Source organism: Cereibacter changlensis JA139, assembly GCF_003034985.1.
Taxonomy (GTDB): Bacteria; Pseudomonadota; Alphaproteobacteria; order Rhodobacterales; family Rhodobacteraceae; genus Cereibacter; species Cereibacter changlensis.
This window is the reverse complement of sequence record NZ_PZKG01000032.1, coordinates 15554-37682: the sequence shown is the minus strand read 5'-3', so window position 1 is coordinate 37682 and position 22129 is coordinate 15554. Positions and strand designations below refer to the sequence as shown.

Below are 22129 nucleotides of genomic sequence, written 5' to 3'. Positions count from 1 at the left end.
CGTTCAGCAGGAAGAAGCCGGAGAAGACGAGAATCGACAGGATGAAGTTGAACCCCGGCCCGCCGCCACCGTCGCCGCCCGCGCCCAGAGCGGCGCGCCATGCATGGTGCGGGCCTTCTCCTGCTCGGAGAGGCCGTGGATGGTCAGGCTGTCCTTGCCGGAGGCGGCGTCGGAATCGCCGAGGAACTTCACGTAGCCGCCGAAGGGCAGCGCCGCGATCTGCCAGCGGGTGCCGCGCTTGTCGCGGCGCGACCAGAGCACCGGGCCGAAGCCGAGCGAGAAGACCTCGGCATGGATGCCGGACCAGCGGCCGACGATGTAATGGCCGTATTCATGCACCGCCACGACGACGGAAAGAGCGAGAACGAAGGCGACGACCGTCCAGATCAACCCACCGAAGGAGGGCATGAGACCGATAATATCCAACTGCTTTACCTTTTTTCCAGACGGGCACGCACGGCGTCACCCGCCGTGTGCCTTGCCAGATGGTCCATCGCCAGCACTTCCTCAAGGGCGGTCGGGGAATTTCCAAGGCCATTCCGCGCCGAAATTCGGGCAAGCGTCTCTTCGACCACCGCCGCCATGTCGAGAAAGCCGATGCTGCCGTCGATGAAGCGGTCGAGCGCGATCTCCTTGGCGGCATTGAAGGCCGCGCCGGAGAGGCCGCCCGCCGCCATCACCTCGCGCGCGAGGCGCAGGGCGGGAAAGCGTTGTTCGTCAGGGGCCTGGAAGCTGAGCTTCGCGATCTGCGCGAGGTCGAGCCGCGCAACGGGCACCTCGCCGCGGCCTGGCCAGTTCAGCGCGAAGCCGATGGCGTGGCGCATGTCGGGCGGGCCGAGATGCGCCATCACCGCGCCGTCGCAGAAACCGACCATGGCGTGGATGATCGACTGCGGATGAACAACGGTCTCGATCTGTTCGGGCGCGAAGCCGAAAAACTCGCGGGTTTCAATGAGTTCCAGCGCCTTGTTGAACATGGAGGCGCTGTCGATCGAGATGCGCTGGCCCATCGACCAGTTCGGATGCGCCATGGCCTGCGCCACGGTGCAATTGCGCACCTGCTCCAGCGTCCAGTCGCGGAACGGCCCGCCCGAGGCGGTGATGATCACCCGCTCGACACAGGCGATGTCCTCGCCGATCAGCGCCTGGAACACGGCGGAATGTTCGCTGTCCACCGGCAGGATGGTCGCGCCATGCGCCCGCGCCGTGGCCATCAGCAGCGGCCCGGCGGTGACGAGGCTTTCCTTGTTGGCCAGCGCCAGCGTGCGGCCGTGGCGCAGCGCCCGCATCCCGGGGGCCAGCCCCGCCGCGCCGACGATGGCCGACATCGCCCAGTCGGCCGGCCGGTCAGCGGCCTCAGTGATGGCTTGCGCGCCCGCCGCCACCTCGACCCCACTGCCCAGAAGCGCGGCGCGCAGCGCCGGCAGGCAGTCGTCATGCGCGGTGACGGCCAGTTCGGCCTGCAGCGCGCGGGCCATCTCGGCCAGCCGCGTGACGTTGCGCCCGCCGGTCAGCGCCACGGTGCGGAAGGCGGCGGGGCCGCCCTGCCGCATGACCAGATCGAAGGTGCTTTCGCCGATGGAGCCGGTCGCTCCGAAAATCGACAGGCTGCGCATGTCGTGTCAGTTCCCCATTTCCGGCAGCGGCAGGGGCCATGCTAGGCTGAGCGCCAGCACGGCCAGAACCGCCCCGGTCAGCGCGTCGAAGCGGTCGAGCACGCCGCCATGGCCCGGGATCAGCGACGAGCTGTCCTTGACCTCGGAGCGGCGCTTGATCCAGCTTTCGGCGATGTCCCCAAGCTGCCCTGCCAGCGCGATGAACGGCGACAGGACGATGAGCCCCCAGCCTGCATCCGCGAGCAGCACGAAGCCAAGACCCACGATTGCCGCACCCAGCCAGCCGGCGATGGTGCCGGACCATGTCTTGTTCGGGCTGACCCGCGGCCAGAACTTCGGCCCGCCAAGGCTGCGGCCGGCGAAATAGCCCATGACGTCGGAGGCGACGACCACGGCGATCAGCCAGAGGATCGCCAGAGTCCCCGGCCCTGCCCGGAGCTCGATCAGCGCGAAGCCCGCCAGCATCAGCCCGGCGGCATAGAAGAAATAGATCGGCTTGTCGCGCCGCGGCACGGCGATGCCGGCCAGCGAGGGCACCAGCAGCGGCAGGAGGCCCAGCGGTTCAGGGTAGGCCAGCACGCCGTAAAGCACGGCGGTGGCGATCAGGCCGAGGCCGATATTGGCCATCACCTTGCCCGGCGCCGTCATCCGCGCCAGTTCCCACATCATCACCCCGGTGAGGATCAGCACGAGGATGGCGAAGGTCATGCCGCCGAGCCAGATCTCCACCCCGCCGATCGCCAGCATGATGGCGGCGGAGCCCATGCGGCGGCGCAGGTCGTTCCAGCGTCCCTTCGGTTTCGGCGGCCGGCTCATGCCTTGCCGACCCCGCCGAATCGGCGCTCGCGCCCGGCGTAGCCGTCGAGGATCGACTTCAGCTCGGCGGGGGTGAAATCGGGCCAGAGGGTCGGGGTGAATTCGAACTCGGCATAGGCGGCCTGCCAGGCAAGGAAGTTCGAGGTGCGGGTCTCGCCCGAGGTGCGTATCACCAGATCGGGGTCCGGAAGATCCGCGGTGTCGAGACGCGCCACCAGCGCCGCCTCGTCGGCCTTGGCCGGATCGAGCCGGCCCTCGGCCACGTCGCGGCACATCCGCGCCGCGGCCCGCACCAGCTCGTCACGGCCGCCGTAGTTGATCGCCACGGTCAGGTGCAGCCGCGAATGATGCGCGGTGCGCGCCTCGATCCCCAGCATGAGCCGCTGCAGCTTGGCGTCGAGCCGGCTGCGGTCGCCGATGAAGCGCATCCGCACGCCCTCGGCGGAAAGCCGGTCGGCCTCGCGCTCGATGTAGCGGGCGAAGATCGACATCAGGCCCAGCACCTCTTCGGTGGAGCGCTTCCAGTTCTCGGTCGAGAAGGCGTAGATCGTCAGGTAGCGGATGCCGAGACCGGGCGCGGCGCGCACGATCTCCTTCACCCGTTCGGCGCCCTTGCGGTGTCCGACCAGACGGGGCCAGCCCCGGCGCATGGCCCAACGGCCGTTGCCGTCCATGATGATCGCCACATGCTCGGCGCGGGGCAGGATCGGGTCCGCTGTGCGCGGGTCGGTGGCGGCCAATTGCTGCCCCTTCTGGCTGAGGTGTCCGGTCGTCCGCATCAGGCGAGGCGTCAGACGTGCATGATTTCCGCCTGCTTGGCCTCCAGCGCCCTGTCTACCACGGCGATGGCCTTGTCGGTGAGAGTTTGCACCTCGTCGGACCACATCTTCTGGTCGTCCTCGGACATGCCGGCGGCCTTGGCCTTCTTGATCTGGTCCATGCCGTCGCGGCGCACGTTGCGGATCGCGACCCGGGCCTGCTCGGCATATTGCGCGGCGACCTTGGTCAGCTGGGTGCGGCGTTCCTCGTTCAGCTCGGGGATCGGCAGGCGGATCAGCGGGCCGTCGACCACCGGGTTGATGCCGATGCCGGAATCACGGATCGCGCGCTCGACCTTGGAGATCATCGCCTTGTCCCAGACGTTGATGACCACCATGCGCGGCTCGGGCACGTTCACGGTGCCGAGCTGGTTGATCGGGGTCATCTGGCCGTAGGCGTCTACCTGGATCGGCTCGAGGATGCTCGCCGAGGCGCGACCGGTGCGCAGCGAGCCGAATTCGGTGCGCAGCGCGGTCATGGCGCCGTCCATCCGGCGTTCGATGGCGTCGAGGTCAATGTCGAGATCTTCTTGCGACATGTCGTGATTCCTTAGCTTTTCGCAGGTCAGGTCCGCGGGGCGGGTTTCGCCGCTCTATAGCAGCCCCGCCGCGGCATGGGTATAGGGTCGGCGAAGCCTCAGCCGTGGACGCGGGTATAGGTGCCCTCGCCGCGCAGGATGCCGCAGAAGCCGCCGGGCTCGTCCAGGCTGAAGACGATGATCGGCAGGTCGTTGTCGCGGGCCAGCGCGATGGCCGAGGCGTCCATCACCCCGAGATGCTTCTGCAGCACCTCGTCATAGGTAACCGTCTCGTAACGCTTGGCATGGGAATGTTTGCGCGGGTCCATGTCGTAGACGCCGTCGACCTTGGTGCCCTTGAAGATCGCCTGGCAGGCCATCTCGTTGGCGCGCAGCGTGGCCGCGGTGTCGGTGGTGAAATAGGGGTTGCCGGTGCCTGCGGCAAAGATGCACACGCGCTTCTTTTCCAAGTGGCGCACGGCGCGGCGGCGGATGTAGGGCTCGCAGACCTGGTCCATCGGGATGGCCGAGATCACCCTTGTGAAGATGCCGAGCGATTCCAGCGCCGCCTGCATGGCCAACGCGTTCATCACCGTGGCGAGCATGCCCATGTAATCGGCGGTGGTCCGCTCCATCCCCTGGGCCGAGCCCTGCAGGCCGCGGAAGATGTTGCCGCCGCCGATCACCATGCAGATCTCGACGCCGAGATCGTGGACGGTCTTCACCTCGTTGGCGATGCGCTGCACGGTCGGCGGGTGCAGGCCGAAGCCCTGGTCGCCCATCAGCGCCTCGCCGGAGATCTTGAGCATGACGCGGCTGTAGGTAACCGCCTTGCTGGCCGGTGCGCCTTGGGTGATCATGGGCTGTCCCCGTTCATTTTGCTGGAGTTCGTATTTGACTGCGGCGCAAAATGTCGCAAAACGCGGGCGGGTTCAACTGCGGATGGCAGCGCCGGCGGCAGACCGCGAGCGGGGGCCAGCCCCCGCACCCCCGGGATATTTGGGCCAGGATGAAGGAAGCGATGGAAAACCTGCTTGCCGGGATCCCGAAGGAGCGCCCGGTGCTGATCGCCGGTCCGACCGCCTCGGGCAAGTCGGGGCTGGCGCTGCGGCTGGTGGAGGAAGCGGGCGGCGTGGTGGTGAACGCCGATGCGCTGCAGGTCTATGACTGCTGGCGGGTGCTGAGCGCCCGGCCCTCGGCGGCGGAGGAGGCGCGGGCGCCGCACAGGCTTTATGGCCATGTCGGGCGGGAGGAGGCCTATTCGGTGGGGCACTGGCTGCGGGAGATGCGCGCGGTGTTGGCCGAGGGGCTGCGGCCGGTGATCGTCGGCGGCACGGGGCTCTATTTCACCGCGCTGACCGAGGGGCTGGCCGAGGTGCCGGAGGTGCCTGCGGAGGTGCGGGCCGAGGCCGATGCGTTGCTGCGCGGCGAAGGGCTGGCCGCGATGGTGGCGGGACTAGATGCGGCGACGGCGGGGCGGATCGACCTTGCGAACCCGGCGCGGGTGCAGCGGGCCTGGGAGGTGCTGCGGGCAACGGGGCGCGGGCTGGCCGCCTGGCAGGCCGGGGCGCAGCCGCCGCTGTTACCCTTGGCGGAGGTCACGCCGTTGGTGCTGCGGCCCGATCCGGAGTGGCTCGGGGCGCGGATCGATGCGCGTTTCGACGCGATGATCGAGGGAGGCGCGCTGGAGGAGGTGCGGGCCGCCCTGCCCGGCTGGCAGCCCGGCCTGCCCTCGTCGCGCGCGATCGGCGCGCCGGAACTGGTGGCGCATCTGCGCGGCGAGACCTCGCTGGCGGAGGCCGTGGCCCTGGCAAAGATCGCCAGCCGGCAATATGCCAAGCGGCAGCGGACCTGGTTCCGCAACCGGATGAAGGGCTGGCAGGCGGTCGCCCTGCCCTGACGCGGCGCAACACCGGCGGCAAAGACGCCGGCTGTTGCGCGATTTTGCTTTGGCCTTTGCCGCCGCGGCTGCTTATCTGTCGCCACCTCACCCGGGATCATCGCCATGCCAGACGCTTCGCTGCCCTCCAAAGCCCGGCTCGTCGCCATCCCGCGCCTCGCCGCCGGCGGGCGCTGGCGGGTGGAGGCGATGCGCTCGATTTCGGAGCCGATGCTTCTGTGGTTCACCAAGGGTCAGGGCCGGATCACCATCGCCGGGGTGACGCGCGGCTATACCGCGCATAACGCGATCTTCATTCCGGCAGGCGTGATGCACGGGTTTGAGGTCGGGCCGCAGGTCTTCGGCACGGCGGTGTTCTTCGGCCGCGACTCGGGGCTGGTGCTTCCTTCCGCGCCGCAGCACCTCAGGATCCGCGAGACCTCGGTGCAACAGGAGCTGAACGTGACGCTCGACATGATCGGCCGCGAGATGGAGAGCACCAGCCCCGGCCATGACCGCGCCGCTTATCACCACCTCGGGCTGCTCGGCGTCTGGCTGGAGCGGCAGGTGGCGCGGGTCGCGGCGGATGCGCCGGCGCCGGATGCGACGCGGCGGCTGGTGGCGCGCTATGCCGCGCTGCTGGAGCAGGAGTTCCGCAGCGGCATGGGCGTGGGCGATTTCGCCGGGGCGCTGGGCGTGACCCCGACGCATCTGACGCGCTGCTGCAAGCAGACCTGCGGCCGGCCCGCCTCGGCGCTGCTGCATGACCGGGTGCTATTCGAGGCGCGCAAGCTCTTGACCGAGACCGACATGCCGGTGGGCCGCATCGCCAGCAGCCTCGGATTCACCTCGCCTGCCTATTTTACCCGCTCGTTTCAACACATGACCGGCACCTCGCCCTCGGCCTTCCGCCGCGCGCCCTGAGGCGGCGGTCCGGGCGGGGGATTTTGCCGCCCCGCGGGGGGCCCATGTCGCGAATCCGTGCAGAGGTGGCGAATCCGGACGTTGACCTCCCGGCGAAAACAGTGCGCAATGCGACCGATAAGCGCCAGCCCGACGACAGGGGGCGCAGGTCGCGCAGCTTTGCCGCGCCCTGCCCCCAACTGTCGGCGGCACAAAAACAATGACGCCACACAGGGAGACTGACATGACCTTCACCACAGTACATCCGGCGGCCCGGGCCTATGCCGCCGAAGTCCGCGCCGGCAGCATGAGCCGGCGCGAGTTCCTGACCCGCGCCTCGGCGCTGGGCGTGGCGAGCACCGCCGCCTACAGCCTTCTTGGTCTCGTGGCCCCCGCCGCGCAAGCGCAGGAGGCCAAATCCGGCGGCACGCTGCGCATGGAGATGGAGACCAAGGCGCTGAAGGACCCGCGCACCGCCGACTGGTCGCAGATCGCCAACTTCACCCGCGGCTGGCTGGAATATCTCGTCGAATACAACAACGACGGCACCTTCCGCGGCATGCTGCTGGAAAGCTGGGAGGCGAATGACGACGCCAGCGAATACACGTTCAAGATCCGTCCCAACGCCAAGTGGAGCAACGGCGACGCCTTCACCGCGCAGGACGTGGCCTACAACATCGAGCGCTGGTGCGACGGCACGGTCGAGGGCAACTCGATGGCCGGGCGGATGGCGACGCTGTCGGACCCCGAGACCAAGACGCTCCGCGCCGATGCGGTGACGGTGGTCGATGACCAGACGCTGGCGCTGAAGCTCTCGGCCCCGGACATCACGCTGATCGCCAACCTCGCCGACTATCCGGCGGCGGTGGTGCACCAGAGCTACGACAACGGCGATCCCTCGGTGAACCCGGTCGGCACCGGCCCCTACCTGCCGGAGACCGTCGAGATCGGCGTGCGGCTGGTGCTGGCGCGCAATACCGACCACACGTGGTGGGGGACGGATGTCTATGGCGGGCCCTATCTCGACAAGATCGAATACATCGATTTCGGCTCCGATCCTTCGGCGGCGGTGGCCGCGGCTGGCTCGGGCGAGATCGACGCCACCTATCAGTCGGTGGGCGAATTCATCGACATCCTCGACTCGCTGGGCTGGACCAAGTCCGAAGCCGTGACGGCGGCGACGCTGGCGGTGCGCTTCAACCAGGATGCCGAGGAATACAAGGATGTGCGCGTCCGCAAGGCGCTGACCATGGCGGTCGACAACGCCGTGGTGCTGGAGCTCGGCTATTCCGGTCTGGGCGCCGTGGCCGAAAACCACCACGTCTGCCCGATCCACCCCGAATATGCCGAACTGCCGCCGCCGGTGGTCGATCCGGCCGGGGCCAAGGCGCTGCTGGAGGAGGCCGGCAAGTCCGATGTCGAGTTCGAGCTGGTCTCGCTCGACGATGCCTGGCAGGCCGCGACCTGCGACGCCATCGCCGCGCAGATCCGTGACGCCGGGATCAACATCAAGCGCACGGTGCTGCCGGGCTCGACCTACTGGAACGACTGGCTGAAGTTCCCCTTCTCGGCCACCGAGTGGAACATGCGCCCGCTCGGCGTCCAGATCCTGGCGCTGGCCTATCGCAGCGGCGAGGCCTGGAACGAGGCGGCCTTCTCGAACGAGGAATTCGATGCCGAACTGGCCAAGGCCATGTCGATCCTCGATGCCGACAAGCGGCGCGAGGTGATGGTGCGGGTCGAACAGATCATGCAGGAGCAGGGCGTGCTGATCCAGCCCTACTGGCGCTCGATCTTCCGGCACTACGATCCGAAGGTGAAGGGCGCCGAAACCCATGCCACCTTCGAGCATCACCACTACAAGTGGTGGATCGACGCGTGACGCGGATCTGAGCTGAGACCGGGGGCGCCACGGCGTCCCCGGGTTTCCGACACGATCGCCGGGGGCGCCCCGCCCCTTTCCTTTCGCCCCGTCCGTGAAAGGATGAGCCATGCTTTTCTTCGTGTTGCGCCGTCTCGCCGTCATGCTGGCGACCGCGCTCTGTCTGACCTTCATCGTCTTTTTCATGACGAACCTGCCGCCCAACCTCGAGAAGCTGGCGAAATCCGAGGCCTCGGCCCGGATGTCGGATGCCGAGGTGGAGAGCTGGCTGGAGAAGAACGGCTTCGGCCAGCCGGTGCTGCAACGCTATGGCGAATGGCTGGGCGTGCTGCCGGGCTGGACGGTCACCGAGGAGGGCCGGACCCGCGGGCGCTGCTTTGCCCGCGGCCAGACCGACGCGCCGCGGTTCTGCGGGGTGCTGCAGGGCGAATGGGGCTATTCCAGCGTGTTCCGCACCGAGGTGAGCGAGGTGATCGGCCGCAGCCTCGGGGCGACGGCCTGGCTCATGCTCTGGGTGATGATCGTCATGGTGCCGACCGCGCTGCTCTTGGGCGTGCTCTCGGGGATGCGCGAGGGCTCGCGCACCGACCGGGTGCTTTCCACCGCGGCCATCGCCTCGACCGCGACGCCGGAATATGTCTCGGGCGTGGTGCTGATCGCGGCCTTCGGCTCGGCCACGGCGGGGCTGTCGCCGATTCTCGCCGACTGGGGCTGGATCGAGGGGCGGACGCTGTTCCTCGGCACCGCCACCAGCGCGATGGACCAGATCACCTTCTGGAACTTCGCCCTGCCGGTGATCACCATCGCGCTCTACGGCATCGGCTATATCGCCCGCATGACCCGCGCCTCGATGACGGAGGTGATGACCCAGCAATACATCCGCACCGCGCGGCTGAAGGGGGTGGGCTTCCGCCAGGTGGTCATGCGCCACGCGCTGCGGAACGCGCTGATCGCGCCCTTCACCGTCATCATGCTGCAGTTTCCCTGGCTCCTCAACGGCGTCGTCATCGTCGAGACCCTGTTCAACTACAAGGGCTTCGGCTGGACGCTGGTGCAGGCGGCCAGCAACAACGACATCGAGCTGCTGCTCGCCTGCTCGGTGGTGGCGGTGCTGGTGGTGCTGGTCACGCAGCTCATCTCCGACATCGGCTATGTCTTCCTCAATCCCCGCATCCGGCTCGCGTAAGGAACCCTGATGGACGAACTTTCCTGGGGCCAGATCCTCGCCCGCATGGCCTGGCAGTTCTGGCCGGTCTGGATCGCACTGGCCGCGACCTTCGCGCTCTCGATCACCTTCCGCCGCAGGCTCGGCCTCTATGGCAAGCTGTTCGACAGTCCGATCGGCATGGTCGGCTTCGGCATCGTGATGTTCTGGGTGTTCACCGCGCTCTTCGCCGACATGATCATCACCTTCGACCCGCTGGCGCAGCTCTCGGGGCTGAAGAACAAGCTGCCGGGCACGCCGGTGCCGGGACAGGAGGGCGCCTATTACCTTCTGGGAGGCGACAGTCTGGCGCGCGACGTGTTCAGCCGGATGGTGATGGGCGCGCGGCGGGTGCTGGCCATCGCCCCTGCCGCGACCACCTTCGCCTTCATGGTCGGCATCACGCTCGGCCTGCCCGCGGGCTATTTCGGCGGCAAGCTCGACACGGCGATCAGCTTCCTCGCCAATCTCGTGCTGGCCTTCCCGGTGATCCTGCTGTTCTACCTGCTCGTCACGCCCGAGATCCGGGTGACGGGGATTCCGGTGATCCTCGCCGCGGTGCTGTTCATCTTCCCGGTGATCTTCTTCACCGTGCTGTGGAACAGCCGCTATTTCACCGATCCGAAGCGCCGCAACCTCTATGTCGGGATCACGCTGGTGCTCGGCCTCTGGGCCTATTCGGGCCTCGCCTTCAACGCCGATCCGCTCGGCGTCTGGTCGATGGACCCGAACCTCTTGAATGTCTTCGTCTCGGTGGTCTTTGTCAACGCGCCCACGGTGTTCCGCATCGTGCGCGGCATCGTCATGGATCTGAAGGCGCGCGACTATGTGGCGGCGGGACAGACCCGTGGCGAGGGGCCGTGGTACATCATGCTCTGGGAGATCCTGCCCAACGCCCGCGGCCCGCTGATCGTCGATTTCTGCCTGCGCATCGGCTACACCACGATCCTCTTGGGCACATTGGGCTTCTTCGGCCTCGGCGTCAGCCCGGAATCGCCCGACTGGGGCTCGACCATCGACGACGGCCGCCGCCTGCTGGCGATCTACCCGCACCCGGCCATCGTCCCGGCCCTCGCGCTGATGAGTCTGGTCCTCGGCCTCAACCTGCTGGCCGACGGTTTGCGCGAAGAAAGCCTGAGGGACTGATGCACCATCACCCCTCATTTTCTGTCCTTAAATATCCCGGGGGTCCGGGGGCTGGCCCCCGGCTCCGTCCGACCCAAGCGCGAGGCTGACCATGCAAGACTTGGACACGCAGATCTGGGACAACTCGAAACCGATCCTCGAGATCGAGAACCTGTCGATCTCCTTCTTCACCCGGCTGCGGGAAATCCCGGCGGTGATGGATTTCTCCTGCACGGTGATGCCGGGCGAGGCGATGGGGCTGGTGGGGGAATCGGGCTGCGGCAAATCCACGGTGGCGCTGGGCGTGATGCGCGATCTTGGCAAGAACGGACGGATCGTCGGCGGAACCATCCGCTTCAAGGGGCGCGACCTGACCACGATGAGCGAGGAGGAGCTGCGCCATATCCGCGGCTCGGAGATCGCGATGATCTATCAGGAGCCGATGGCCTCGTTGAACCCGGCGATGAAGATCGGCGCGCAACTCGCCGAAGTGCCGATGATCCACCGCGACATGGGCAAGGCGGAGGCCTGGGCGCTGGCGCGGCAGATCGTGGCCGATGTGCGCCTGCCCGACCCGGACCGCATCCTGCAGGCCTATCCGCATCAGCTCTCGGGCGGGCAGCAGCAGCGGATCGTCATCGCCATGGCGCTGATGTCGAAGCCGGCGCTGTTGATCCTCGACGAGCCGACCACCGCGCTCGACGTGACGGTGGAGGCGGGGATCGTCGATCTGGTGAAGGATCTGGGCGAGAAATACGGCACGTCGATGCTGTTCATCTCGCACAACCTCGGGCTGGTGCTCGATGTCTGCGACCGGCTCTGCGTGATGTATTCCGGCGAGGCGGTGGAGACCGGCAATGTCGAGGAGGTCTTCAACGAGATGCGCCACCCCTACACGCAGGCGCTGTTTCGCTCGATCCCGCTGCCGGGGGCTGACAAGACGACGCGGCCGCTGGTGCCGATTCCCGGCAACTTCCCGCTGCCGCATGAACGCCCGCCGGGCTGCAACTTCGGCCCGCGCTGCGACTATTTCAAGAAAGGGCTCTGCGACGCGCAAGAGATCCCGATGCTGGCGGTGCCCGACGGCGACCGCCACGCGACGCGCTGCCTGCGCTTCCAGGAGATCGACTGGGACGCGCCCTTGAAGGCGCCGAAGACGGTGGAGAAGACGCCGGTCGGCGATGTGGTGCTGCGGATGGAGGATCTGCGGAAATACTACAACGTCTCCTCCGGGGCCTTCGGCGGCGGCAGCACGAAGGTGGTGAAGGCCAACGAGACGCTGAGTTTCGAGGCGCGCGAGGGCGAGACGCTGGCCATCGTCGGAGAATCGGGTTGCGGCAAGAGCACCTTCGCCAAGGTGCTGATGGGGCTGGAGACGGCGACCTCGGGCAAGATCTTCCTCTACAATCAGGACATCCAGGACACGCCGATCGAGAAGCGGTCCACCGATACCGTCTCATCGGTGCAGATGGTGTTCCAGAACCCGTTCGACACGCTGAACCCCTCGATGACCGTGGGGCGGCAGATCATCCGGGCGCTGGAGATCTTTCAGGAAGGCGCCGACGATGCCGCCCGCAAGGCGCGGATGCTGGAGCTGCTGGACCTCGTGAAGCTGCCGCGCGCCTTCGCCGACCGGATGCCGCGGCAGCTGTCGGGCGGGCAGAAGCAGCGGGTGGGCATCGCCCGGGCCTTTGCCGGCGGGGCGAAGATCGTGGTGGCGGATGAGCCGGTCTCGGCGCTGGACGTTTCTGTGCAGGCCGCGGTGACCGACCTCTTGATGGAAATCCAGCGCAAGAACCGCACAACGCTGCTGTTCATCAGCCATGACCTGTCGATCGTGCGCTACCTCAGCGACCGGGTGATGGTGATGTATCTCGGCCATGTGGTCGAGCTGGGGACGACGGATCAGGTGTTCTCGCCGCCTTACCACCCCTATACCGAGGCGTTGCTCTCGGCGGTGCCGATCGCCGACACGCGGGTGAAGAAGAAGCGGATCGTGCTGGAGGGGGATATTCCCTCGGCGATGAACCCGCCGCCGGGCTGCCCGTTCCAGACCCGCTGCCGCTGGAAGGCGCAGGTGCCGGGCAACCTCTGCGACACGGTGGTGCCGCCGTTGAAGACGCTGGAGAGCGGCCACCAGATCAAGTGCCACCTCTCGGACGAGATCCTGCGCGGCATGGAGCCGGTGATCACCATCGCGGCGGAGTAACGCCGGACAGCGAAACGGCGGCGCTTGGGGGCGCCGCCGTTCGGGTCGTTCTTCAGGAAGCCTGAGGCTCAGTAATCGCCCTTGCCGGTGTGCTTGCGCAGCCGGGAGGGGGTGGAGAAATGCCGGCCCTTGAACGGGTTCTTGTCGCCCTGCCCGCGCAGCGTGATGCGGATCGGCGTGCCGGGCATGTCGAAATGGTCGCGCAAGCCGTTGATCAGGTAGCGCTTGTAGCTCTCCGGCATCTGTTCCGGATGCGAGCACATCACCACGAAGCCCGGCGGGCGGGTCTTCACCTGGGTCATGTAGCGCATCTTGATCCGGCGGCCGCCGGGCGCGGGTGGCGGGTGGGCCTCGACCATGGCGCCGAGCCAGGTGTTCAGGCGGGCGGTCGGGATGCGGCGGTTCCAGACGTCATGCGCCTTGAGCACCGCGGCGTTCAGCCGGTCGAGCCCCTTGCCGGTCTTGGCCGAGACCGTGACCATCGGCGCGCCGCGCAGCTGCGGCAGCAGGCGGCCGAACATCTCGCGCAGCTCGGTCAGCTTTTCCTGCTTCTCACCCTCGAGATCCCATTTGTTCACCGCGATGACCACGGCGCGGCCCTCGGTCTCGGCATAGTCGGCGATGCGCAGGTCCTGCTGTTCGAAGGGAATCTCGGCGTCGAGCAGCACCACGACCACCTCGGCGAAGCGCACGGCGCGCAACCCGTCGGAGACCGACATCTTTTCCAGCTTGTCGTTGATCCGCGCCTTCTTGCGCATCCCCGCCGTGTCGAAGATCCGGGTGGGCGTGCCCATCCAGTCGACCTTCACCGAGATGGCGTCGCGGGTGATGCCGGCCTCGGGGCCGGTCAGAAGGCGGTCGAATCCAAGGATCTTGTTGATCAGCGTCGATTTCCCGGCGTTCGGGCGACCGATGACGGCGATCTGCAAGGGCTTGGCCAGCGTCGGCTTGTGCGCGTCGGGATCGGCCTCGGTCTCGGCCTCCTCCTCGGTCACGTCGACATCGACCACCGGGGCGTCGGCCTCGGCGCGCTCGCGGAAGCCTTCGCCGATCGGGCGCAGGATGTGGTAGAGGTCGTCCATCCCCTCGCCATGTTCGGCGGAGAGCCGGACCGGATCGCCGAGCCCGAGGCTCCAGGCCTCGATGGCGCCGGCGTCGCCCGCCTTGCCCTCGGACTTGTTCACCCCGACGATGACATGGGCGTTCTTCTTGCGCAGGATCTCGGCAAAGACCTCGTCCGAGGGGGTCACGCCGACGCGGCCGTCGATCAGGAAGAGGCAGACATCGGCCATGTCCACCGCGCGCTCGGTCAGGCGGCGCATGCGGCCCTGCAGCGAGTCGTCGGTGACTTCCTCCAGCCCCGCCGTGTCGATCACGGTGAAGCGCAGATCGAAGAGTTTGGCGTCGCCCTCGCGCAGGTCGCGCGTCACCCCGGGCTGGTCGTCCACCAGCGCGAGCTTGCGGCCCACGAGGCGGTTGAACAGGGTGGACTTGCCGACGTTGGGGCGTCCGACAATGGCAAGGGTAAAGCTCATATGGCCCTCCGGGGGCGTCTGGTCACGTCAAGCCCGCTGTCCTACACGAGGCAGGCGTCAGCGGAAAGCGTGAAGTTGGCCGTTGCCCGAGACGACATAGAGCGTCCCGCCCGCCAGCGCCGGCTGCGCCGCCGCCCCGCCCGGCAGCTCGACGCTGCCGACCAGCGCGCCGTTCACCGGGCTGAAGAAGCGCAGCACCCCGTCCGAGGAGGCGACGGCCAGGCGGCCGCCGGCCAGGACCGGGCCGTAATGCGCGTAGATCGCCTTGTGCCGCTTCGGCGCGTCCTTGGTGAAATAGGGCATGTCGGCGGCCCAGATCGTCTCGCCGGTTTCGGCGTCGAGCCGCACGAGACGCGCCTCGTCCGAGATCAGGAAGACCGATCCGCCCGCCACCACGACCGGACCCAGCGCGCCCTCGTCGGCGCTCCAGATCTGCTCGCCCGAAGTGGTGGAGAAGGCGTCGGTCTTGCCGGCGGCGGTGCCGACATAGGTCACCCCGCCCGCGACGACCGGATCGCCGGTCACGTCGCCGACGATCGTGTAGGCCCGGCCCAGACGGTTGCCCGCCACCGACTTGCGCCAGAGCTCGACCCCGCCCTCGCGCATCGCGGCCAGGACCTCGCCGCTGGCGAAGGGGAAGAGCACCGAGGAGCCGCTGACCGCCGGCGCCGCGCCGCCGATCATCCCGGTGACCGCGGGCGAGCCCGGCACCTGCCAGCGCACCTTGCCGTCGCGGGTCTCGACCGCCCAGGCCGAGCTGTCGCGGCCGACGACATAGACGAGGTCGCCATCGACGGTCGGCGCGCCGGTCGCCGGGGCGCCCAGCTCCTGCCGCCAGATCACCCCGCCGCTGGCCGGGTCGAGCGCGATCAGTTCGCCATAGCCGGTGGTGGCGTAGATCCGCCCGCCGCCATAGGACAGCCCGCCGCCGGAGATGTTGGCGGCGCGGTCCTTCGGCGGGGCGAGGTCGACCGACCAGAGCGGCTGGCCGCCGGTCGAGGTGGCCTGCAGCCGCGAGGTGGCGTCGATGGTGAAGATGCGGCCGCCGCCGACCACGGGGGCGGCGGAGATCCGGTTGCGGCGGCTGTTGCCGGCGCCGATCTTGGCGCTCCAGGCCATCGCCGACGCGGCGCTCAGCGCGCCATGCGGGGCCAGGTGGCTGGCGGTGCCGCCGCGCTGGGTCCATTCGGCATTCGCCGTCTGCGGCGGCAGAGAGATCGGCCGGCTGAAATTCTCGCGGTTGCCGGCCGGATCGGTCGGCGAGGGATTCTCCGAGGTCGGGATGCTGGCCGAGAGCGGCGTGCGGGTATCGAACCGCTCGCCCGGCAGGATCACTTCCTTTTCGCAGCCCGCCAGCAGGGCGCAGAGCGCCAGTCCCGTCAGTCCCGCGTTCCGCTTCGCCATGAAAGCCGTCATGAAATGCCCCGCCCGTCCGTTTAACCTGTCCACCGTCAGCCTCAGCTGGCGGCAGTCTCCCCACCGAGGGCGACAATCATCTGTTGGGCGCGCTGGCGCAAGCCCGCCGGCGCTTCCTGATCCGCGGTCAGCGCCCTGAGCTGGGTGATCGCCGCCTCGGTCTCGCCCGCCTCGACCGAAAGATAGGCCATCTGCTCCAGCGCCAGCGGCCGGAACGGCCGGCCCGCGGCGGCGATGCCGTCCAGAAGGGCGCGGCGGTCGGCCAGCGGCAGATCGGCGCCGGCGAGGATCACGCGGCGCAGCACCGCGAGATCGCGGTAGCTGGCGGGCAGCGAGGCGTCGGAAGCGGCATGTTCCAGCGCGGCCAGGGCGCCGGCGCGGTTGGTCGCCGGGTCCGAGGCCAGGAGCAGATCGAGCACCGCCGAGCGGTCGCCCTCAGCCTCCACCGCCGTCAGCGCCGCATGGCGGGCCTCGGCGTCGGGCTGGTCCAGCGCGGCGAGGATCGCGTCGCCGAAGGCCTGGGAATTGGCGGCGGTCTGCGCCTTGTTCCATTCGGTATATGCGGCCCCGCCGACGATCAGCAGCACGATGGCGATGCCGATCCAGCCGTAACGGCGCAGATAGCTGAACATGCGCTCACGGCGGACCTCTTCGGTCACCTCGTCGATGAAGCTGTCGGGGTTGCTCAAGATCGTCTCCCATCCGTTGCCCCCGTCTTACACGCAAGCCCAAGGGCTTGCCAAGCCCCGGCCCCATCACGGCGACGCAACCGGCGGTCGCGGGTGGCGGATTTTCCCGCGGCGGGCCACGGTCTTGGCCCGCCCGGACGGTGGGCAACCCGGTCAGGCCGCCTCTTCCTCTTCCTCGGAGGATTGCCGCGCCCACATGGCGGCATAGCGCCCGCCCTGGGCCAGCAGCGCGTCGTGGCGGCCTTCCTCGATGATGCGGCCCTCTTCGAGCACCACGATCCGGTCGGCGTCGGCGATGGTCGACAGCCGGTGGGCGATGGTGATGACGGTGCGGCCCTGCCCCATCTCCTTCAGGCTGTCCTGGATGTCCCGCTCGGTCTGGGTGTCGAGCGCCGAGGTCGCCTCGTCCAAGAGCAGGATCGGCGGGTTTTTCAACAGGGTGCGGGCGATGCCCACCCGCTGCTTTTCACCGCCCGACAGCTTCAGCCCGCGCTCGCCCACCTTGGTCTCGTAGCCCTCGGGCAGACCCTGGATGAAATCGTGGATCTTGGCGGCGCGGGCGGCGGCCTCGACCTCCTCGCGGCTGGCGTCGGGGCGGCCGTAGGCGATGTTGTAGAAGACCGTGTCGTTGAAGAGCACCGTGTCCTGCGGCACCACGCCGATCCTCGCATGCAGCGAATCCTGCGTCACGTCGCGCAGATCCTGCCCGTCGATCCGCACCGCCCCGGCGTTCACGTCGTAGAAGCGGAAGAGCAGCCGGCCGATGGTGGATTTGCCCGAGCCCGAGGGGCCGACCAGCGCCACCGTCTCGCCGGCGGCGACCGTCAGGCTGATGCCCTTGAGGATGATCCGCTCCGGATCGTAGCCGAACTGCACGCTGTCGAAGACCACCTCGCCGCCGCCGACCTTGAGCTCCGGCGCGCCGGGCTTGTCCTTCACCTCGGCGGGCTGGGCCAGGAGGCCGAACATCTGGCCCATATCGACCAGCGCCTGCCGGATCTCGCGGTAGACGGTGCCGAGGAAGCCGAGCGGCAGGGTGATCTGGATCATGTAGGCGTTGACCATGACGAAATCGCCCACCGTCAGCGCCCCCGACTGCACGCCCTGCGCCGCCATCACCATGACCAGCACGAGGCCGGTGGTGATGAGGAAGGTCTGACCGGCGTTGAGGAAGGCGAGCGACTGCCCGGTCTTCACCGCCGCGACCTCGTAGCGCGACATGGCGGAATCGTAGCGCGACGCCTCGCGGGTCTCGGCCCCGAAATACTTCACCGTCTCGAAGTTCAGCAGCGAGTCGATGGCCTTCTGGTTGGCGTCATTGTCCTGATCGTTCATCTCGCGGCGGATCTTCACCCGCCACTCAGTCACCTTGAAGGTGAAGAGGATGTAGACCGTGATGGTGATGACCACGACCGCCATGTACTGCCAGCCGAACAGCACCGCGAAGATGATCGAGACCATGGTCAGCTCGAGGATCAGCGGCGCGATGGAGAACAGCATGAAGCGCAGCAGGAAATCGACGCCCTTCACCCCACGCTCGATGATCCGGCTGAGACCGCCGGTCTTGCGGGTGATGTGGTAGCGCATCGACAGGCGGTGGATATGGGTGAAGGTCTCCAGCGCCAGCTGCCGCAGCGCGCGCTGGCCGACCCGGACGAAGATCGCGTCGCGCAGCTCGCCGAAGGCGACCGAGCTGAGCCGGGCGAAACCGTAGGCGATGGTCAGCCCGACCGCGCCGAAGGCCAAGAGCGCCGAGGCCGAGGGGGCCTCGCCGGCCAGCGCGTCGACCGCGGCCTTGTAGAAGAACGGCGTCAGCACCGAGATGACCTTGCCGACCACCAGCGCCAGCATCGCCAGCACCACGCGGCGCTTCACCCAGGTCTGACCCTTGGGCCAGAGATAAGGGACCATCCGCTTCATGGTGGACCAGCCGCTCATTTCGGGCGGCGCAACCGGCTGGGGGCCGGGTTTCTCTCGGGGCTTCATATCTCGCATGGGGTTCTCCGCTGGCGGCACTACCTAGGCCCTTGCCGGGGCAAAGGCCAGAGGGAGAGCGCGCAGGTCCCCGCGGTCAGTCTGTGCGCGAGGGCAGAGTGAAGACCTGTCCGGGGTAGATCAGGTCCGCATCGCGGATCCGGTCGCGGTTCGCCTCGTAGACCTGGACATAGCGGATGCCGCTGCCGAAATTGTCCTCGGCGATGCGCCAGAGGGTGAAGCCGGGCTGCACCGTGACGGTGATCGGCCCGCCCGCGGCGGCATCGGCGGCAGCCACGGCCCCGGGGCTGCCGGGCGCGGCCAGAGCCGGAGGCGCATCGGGGGCGATGGCCAGCGCGGGCGCGCCCTCGCTTGCCGGCGGGGCGGGAACCGCAGGGTCGGCGCTGGCGGCGGCGGGCTGCAGGTCGCCCTGCGCCTCCAGCGCGGCGGCGATGGTCTCGTCGGTCTCGCGCTTGAACGGGGTCTCGAAGCGCGCCACGACCGTGCCGGAGGCGTCCAGCTGGTCAGCCCGCAGGGTGTAGAGCCCCGGCGGCACCAGCGGCAGGCTGGTGTTCCAGGCGCCTTCGGCGCTGATCGGCACGGTGATCTTCTCGGCATTGTCGAGGTAGATCCGCACGTAATCCGCCGGCGTGCCGCGGCCCGACAGCAGCACCGCGCCATCGGCGGCATAGGCGATGGTGTCGATGGTGACGCCGGTCACCGGCTCGGTCACGTCCTCGCCCTCGGGCTGCATCACCCGCACCCCGGTCTCGCTAACCAGAAGCGCGGTCGGCGCGCTGGCCGTCTCGGCGTCCTCCATCTCCTCCAGCGGCGTCAGCGCGGCGACCAGCACGCTCTCGGTCGAGGCGAGCTGGCTGCCGTCGGCCAGCGCCATGCGCAGCGTCACCCGATGCGGCTTGCCGTCGGGCGCCATGTCGAAGAGCACGGCGAAGCGGCCGCCCGGATCGGCGGTGGTGGTCTGGATCTCGGCCCCGTCCACCAGCACGGTCACCGTGGCGCCGCGCACCGCCCGGCCCGCGACCAGCGCCGAGCCGTCGGTTTCCACCCGCACCACATCGAAGGCAGGTTCCGGGTGGTCGATCAGCAGCTTCGGCGGCGGCGCCTTGAGATCGCTCGGCTTCGGCGGCGCGGCGGCGGGTTCGGCCGCGGCGGTGCGCGAGGCCGGCCCGGGCGGCGGCGGCGGTTCGGGCTTCTTGGCCACCGGGGCGGGCAGCGCGATCGGATCGGGCTTGGCCGGGGTCTTCACCGGCGGCGGGGCCGGCTGCACGGCGGCGATGGCGGTGGGCGGCGGGGCGGCGGGGCGCGACAGGCTCCAGCCGACATAGGCCACGCCGCCCGCGCAGGCAGCGCCTCCGGCCAGCAGAGCGGCCCTGGCCCCCATCCCCAACGTGCTCCAACCCGACATCTTCTACGTCCCTTGGCGAGGCCTTCCGCGGCCCCTGCTTGTCCTTGTTACAGGAACCCAGATATGACTGCCAGAAGCAACAAATTTTCAGGGTGATGCGCATGTCTCTGCTTCGTTCCGTCTGCGTCTTCTGCGGCTCCCGCCCTGGCCTGCGCCCCGCCTATGTCGCCGCCGCGCGCGGAACGGGCGAATTGATCGCGGCGCAGGGCTGGCGGCTGGTCTATGGCGCGGGCGACGTGGGGCTGATGGGCGAAGTCGCGCGCAGCGCCATGGCGGCGGGCGGGCGCACCATGGGCGTGATTCCGACGCATCTGCTGGCGCGGGAACAGGGACGGCGCGATCTGGGGCAATTCGTCATCACCGAGGACATGCACGAGCGCAAGAAGGTGATGTTCATGAATTCCGACGCCATCGTGGTGCTGCCGGGCGGCGCCGGGACGCTGGACGAATTCTTCGAGGTGCTGACCTGGCGGCAGATCGGGCTGCACGAGAAGCCGATCCTGCTCCTCGACACCGAGGGCTACTGGCAGCCGCTGATCGCGCTGATCGACCACTCGATCGCCGAGGGTTATGCCGAAGCGTCGATGCGCGATTATTTCACCGCCGTGCCCGATGTCGCGGCGCTCGGCGAAAGGCTGCGCGCTGCGCTGAGCTGAGCTGAGGCGGGAACCGGCGCTCCTTCGCCCCGTTGGACCGGCAGGCAGAGGGAGAGGCGCATGTTCGACTGGATCACCGGGCTGATCGAAAGCATCGGCGCGCTCGGCGTGGCGCTGCTCATGCTGCTGGAGAATGTGTTTCCGCCGATCCCTTCCGAGCTGGTGATGCCGCTGGCCGGCTTCATCGCGGCGGGCGGCGGCGCGAGCCTCTGGGTGATGATCCTCGCCGGGACCGTCGGCGCGGTGGCGGGTGCGCTCTTCTGGTATTGGGTCGGCCGCAGGCTCGGCGCGCGTCGGCTGCGCGAGCTTGCGTGGCGGCACGGGCGCTGGATGGCGGTCGCGCCCGAGGATATCGACAAGGGCAATGACTGGTTCGCCCGGCATGGCGCGGCGGCGGTGCTGATAGGGCGGATGATCCCGACGGTGCGGACCTTCGTCTCGGTGCCCGCGGGCGTGGCGCGGATGCCGCTGCTGCGGTTCATCTTCTACACGACGCTGGGCAGCGCCTTCTGGGTCACGCTGCTGACGGTGGCGGGCTATCTGCTGGAGAGCCAGTACGAGGCGGTCTCGGGCATCGTGAACCCGGTGGCGACGCTGGTCGTGGTCGGGCTGGTCGGCTGGTATCTGTGGCGGGTCGCCACCTATCGCCGCCGCGTGCCGCTGGAGGAATAAGGAAAAAGGCCGCCGGGAGGCGGCCTTTCCTGTGCGCGGGGCGCCGGATCACATGCGCGAGGCGACGTTTTCCCAGTTCACCAGCTTGTCGAGGAAGTTGGTGAGATAGGCCGGGCGCTTGTTGCGGAAGTCGATGTAATAGCTGTGCTCCCAGACGTCGCAGCCCAGAAGCGCGGTCTGGCCGAAGCAGAGCGGGTTCACGCCGTTCTCGGTCTTGGTGACCTTGAGCGAGCCGTCCTTGTCCTTCACCAGCCAGGCCCAGCCCGAGCCGAACTGGCCGGCGCCGGCGGCGGAGAAATCTTCCTTGAACTTGTCGACCGAGCCGAAGCTTTCGGTGATCGCCTTTTCCAGCTCGCCCGGCATGGCGGTCTGGTTCGGGCCCATCATCTCCCAGAACTGGGCGTGGTTCCAGTGCTGGCTGGCGTTGTTGAAGATGCCGTTCTGCGCCACGGCGCCGGACTGGTAGGTGCCCTTGACGATCTCTTCGACCGACTTGCCTTCCCACTCGGTCCCGGCGATCAGCTTGTTGCCGTTGTCGACATAGGCCTTGTGGTGGATGTCGTGGTGGTATTCCAGCGTTTCCTTCGACATCCCGAGGGATGCCAGCGCGTCATGCGCATAGGGAAGATCGGGAAGGGTGAAAGCCATCGGGCGCTCCTGTCTCTCGAAGGGAAATCAATCAGGTCAATAAGAGGGCTGGGACCCGGAAGGTCAAGGGGCCGCGGTGACGGCGTGTCGCAGCCTCGGCGGGGAAAGGCTTGTCGCGCTGGGTTTTTTCCGGCGTGGGGCGG

At 68.3% G+C, this 22129-nt stretch carries 19 protein-coding genes and 1 pseudogene; 8 read left to right on the top strand and 12 right to left on the bottom strand.

Going from position 1 to position 22129, the window contains the following annotated elements; translation table 11 throughout:
• The 6 genes and pseudogenes from C5F48_RS09475 to pyrH form a co-directional block, all read right to left on the bottom strand.
• Positions 1-426 (bottom strand): annotated as a pseudogene (locus tag C5F48_RS09475) (site-2 protease family protein); the annotation flags it as partial.
• 5 nt (positions 427-431) lie between these two features.
• Positions 432-1616: a 1-deoxy-D-xylulose-5-phosphate reductoisomerase gene (gene dxr, locus C5F48_RS09470; RefSeq protein WP_107663661.1), complete on the bottom strand. Its 1185-nt coding sequence runs from the start codon at positions 1614-1616 to the stop codon at positions 432-434.
• Between the two features lie 6 nt (positions 1617-1622).
• Entirely contained in the window at positions 1623-2432 is an 810-nt protein-coding gene (locus tag C5F48_RS09465; protein WP_107663660.1) for a phosphatidate cytidylyltransferase, read from the bottom strand.
• Positions 2429-3172 carry a polyprenyl diphosphate synthase gene (gene uppS, locus C5F48_RS09460; RefSeq protein WP_107663665.1) on the bottom strand — a complete coding sequence of 248 codons (744 nt, stop codon included), beginning with the start codon at positions 3170-3172 and terminating at the stop codon, positions 2429-2431. Before uppS ends, C5F48_RS09465 begins: the two co-directional genes overlap by 4 nt.
• Before the next feature lie 50 nt (positions 3173-3222).
• A complete protein-coding gene (frr, locus tag C5F48_RS09455) occupies positions 3223-3789 on the bottom strand; it encodes a ribosome recycling factor (RefSeq protein ID WP_107663659.1) in 567 nt (188 codons plus the stop codon).
• 98 nt (positions 3790-3887) lie between these two features.
• Positions 3888-4628: a UMP kinase gene (pyrH, locus tag C5F48_RS09450; RefSeq protein WP_107663658.1), complete on the bottom strand. Its 741-nt coding sequence runs from the start codon at positions 4626-4628 to the stop codon at positions 3888-3890.
• Positions 4629-4789: 161 nt separating this feature from the next.
• Here pyrH and miaA point away from each other — a divergent pair, with 161 nt between their 5' ends.
• The 6 genes from miaA (at position 4790) to C5F48_RS09420 (ending at position 12970) form a co-directional block, all read left to right on the top strand.
• Positions 4790-5668 carry a tRNA (adenosine(37)-N6)-dimethylallyltransferase MiaA gene (gene miaA / locus C5F48_RS09445; protein ID WP_107663657.1) on the top strand — a complete coding sequence of 293 codons (879 nt, stop codon included), beginning with the start codon at positions 4790-4792 and terminating at the stop codon, positions 5666-5668.
• A gap of 105 nt (positions 5669-5773) precedes the next feature.
• Positions 5774-6571, top strand: coding sequence for an AraC family transcriptional regulator (locus C5F48_RS09440; protein WP_107663656.1), 798 nt, complete (start codon positions 5774-5776; stop codon positions 6569-6571).
• A gap of 223 nt (positions 6572-6794) precedes the next feature.
• A complete protein-coding gene (locus tag C5F48_RS09435; RefSeq protein WP_107663655.1) occupies positions 6795-8432 on the top strand; it encodes an ABC transporter substrate-binding protein in 1638 nt (545 codons plus the stop codon).
• 109 nt (positions 8433-8541) lie between these two features.
• Positions 8542-9618 carry an ABC transporter permease gene (locus C5F48_RS09430; RefSeq protein ID WP_107663654.1) on the top strand — a complete coding sequence of 359 codons (1077 nt, stop codon included), beginning with the start codon at positions 8542-8544 and terminating at the stop codon, positions 9616-9618.
• 9 nt (positions 9619-9627) lie between these two features.
• Positions 9628-10782: an ABC transporter permease gene (locus tag C5F48_RS09425; protein ID WP_107663653.1), complete on the top strand. Its 1155-nt coding sequence runs from the start codon at positions 9628-9630 to the stop codon at positions 10780-10782.
• A 91-nt stretch (positions 10783-10873) separates the two neighbouring features.
• Positions 10874-12970: a dipeptide ABC transporter ATP-binding protein gene (locus C5F48_RS09420; RefSeq protein ID WP_107663652.1), complete on the top strand. Its 2097-nt coding sequence runs from the start codon at positions 10874-10876 to the stop codon at positions 12968-12970.
• Positions 12971-13038: 68 nt separating this feature from the next.
• Here C5F48_RS09420 and der read toward each other — a convergent pair whose 3' ends face one another.
• The 5 genes from der to C5F48_RS09395 form a co-directional block, all read right to left on the bottom strand.
• On the bottom strand, positions 13039-14505 hold the full coding sequence (gene der, locus C5F48_RS09415; protein ID WP_107663651.1) for a ribosome biogenesis GTPase Der: 1467 nt from the start codon (positions 14503-14505) through the stop codon (positions 13039-13041).
• A gap of 57 nt (positions 14506-14562) precedes the next feature.
• A complete protein-coding gene (locus tag C5F48_RS09410; protein ID WP_258186493.1) occupies positions 14563-15921 on the bottom strand; it encodes an outer membrane protein assembly factor BamB family protein in 1359 nt (452 codons plus the stop codon).
• Between the two features lie 41 nt (positions 15922-15962).
• The gene (locus C5F48_RS09405; RefSeq protein WP_107663650.1) at positions 15963-16610 is read right to left on the bottom strand and encodes a tetratricopeptide repeat protein; all 648 of its coding nucleotides are present in this window, start codon (positions 16608-16610) and stop codon (positions 15963-15965) included.
• A gap of 153 nt (positions 16611-16763) precedes the next feature.
• On the bottom strand, positions 16764-18530 hold the full coding sequence (locus C5F48_RS09400) for an ABCB family ABC transporter ATP-binding protein/permease (protein ID WP_373454338.1): 1767 nt from the start codon (positions 18528-18530) through the stop codon (positions 16764-16766).
• A 151-nt stretch (positions 18531-18681) separates the two neighbouring features.
• Positions 18682-20010 (bottom strand): LysM peptidoglycan-binding domain-containing protein, encoded by a 1329-nt coding sequence (locus C5F48_RS09395; protein ID WP_107663648.1) that lies wholly within the window; start codon positions 20008-20010, stop codon positions 18682-18684.
• Positions 20011-20111: 101 nt separating this feature from the next.
• Here C5F48_RS09395 and C5F48_RS09390 point away from each other — a divergent pair, with 101 nt between their 5' ends.
• On the top strand, positions 20112-20666 hold the full coding sequence (locus tag C5F48_RS09390; RefSeq protein ID WP_107663663.1) for an LOG family protein: 555 nt from the start codon (positions 20112-20114) through the stop codon (positions 20664-20666).
• Between the two features lie 60 nt (positions 20667-20726).
• Positions 20727-21338 carry a DedA family protein gene (locus C5F48_RS09385; RefSeq protein WP_107663647.1) on the top strand — a complete coding sequence of 204 codons (612 nt, stop codon included), beginning with the start codon at positions 20727-20729 and terminating at the stop codon, positions 21336-21338.
• Positions 21339-21386: 48 nt separating this feature from the next.
• Here the strand turns inward: C5F48_RS09385 and C5F48_RS09380 are convergent, their stop codons facing one another.
• Positions 21387-21986, bottom strand: coding sequence for a superoxide dismutase (locus C5F48_RS09380; protein ID WP_107663646.1), 600 nt, complete (start codon positions 21984-21986; stop codon positions 21387-21389).
• Positions 21987-22129: the final 143 nt, after the last annotated feature.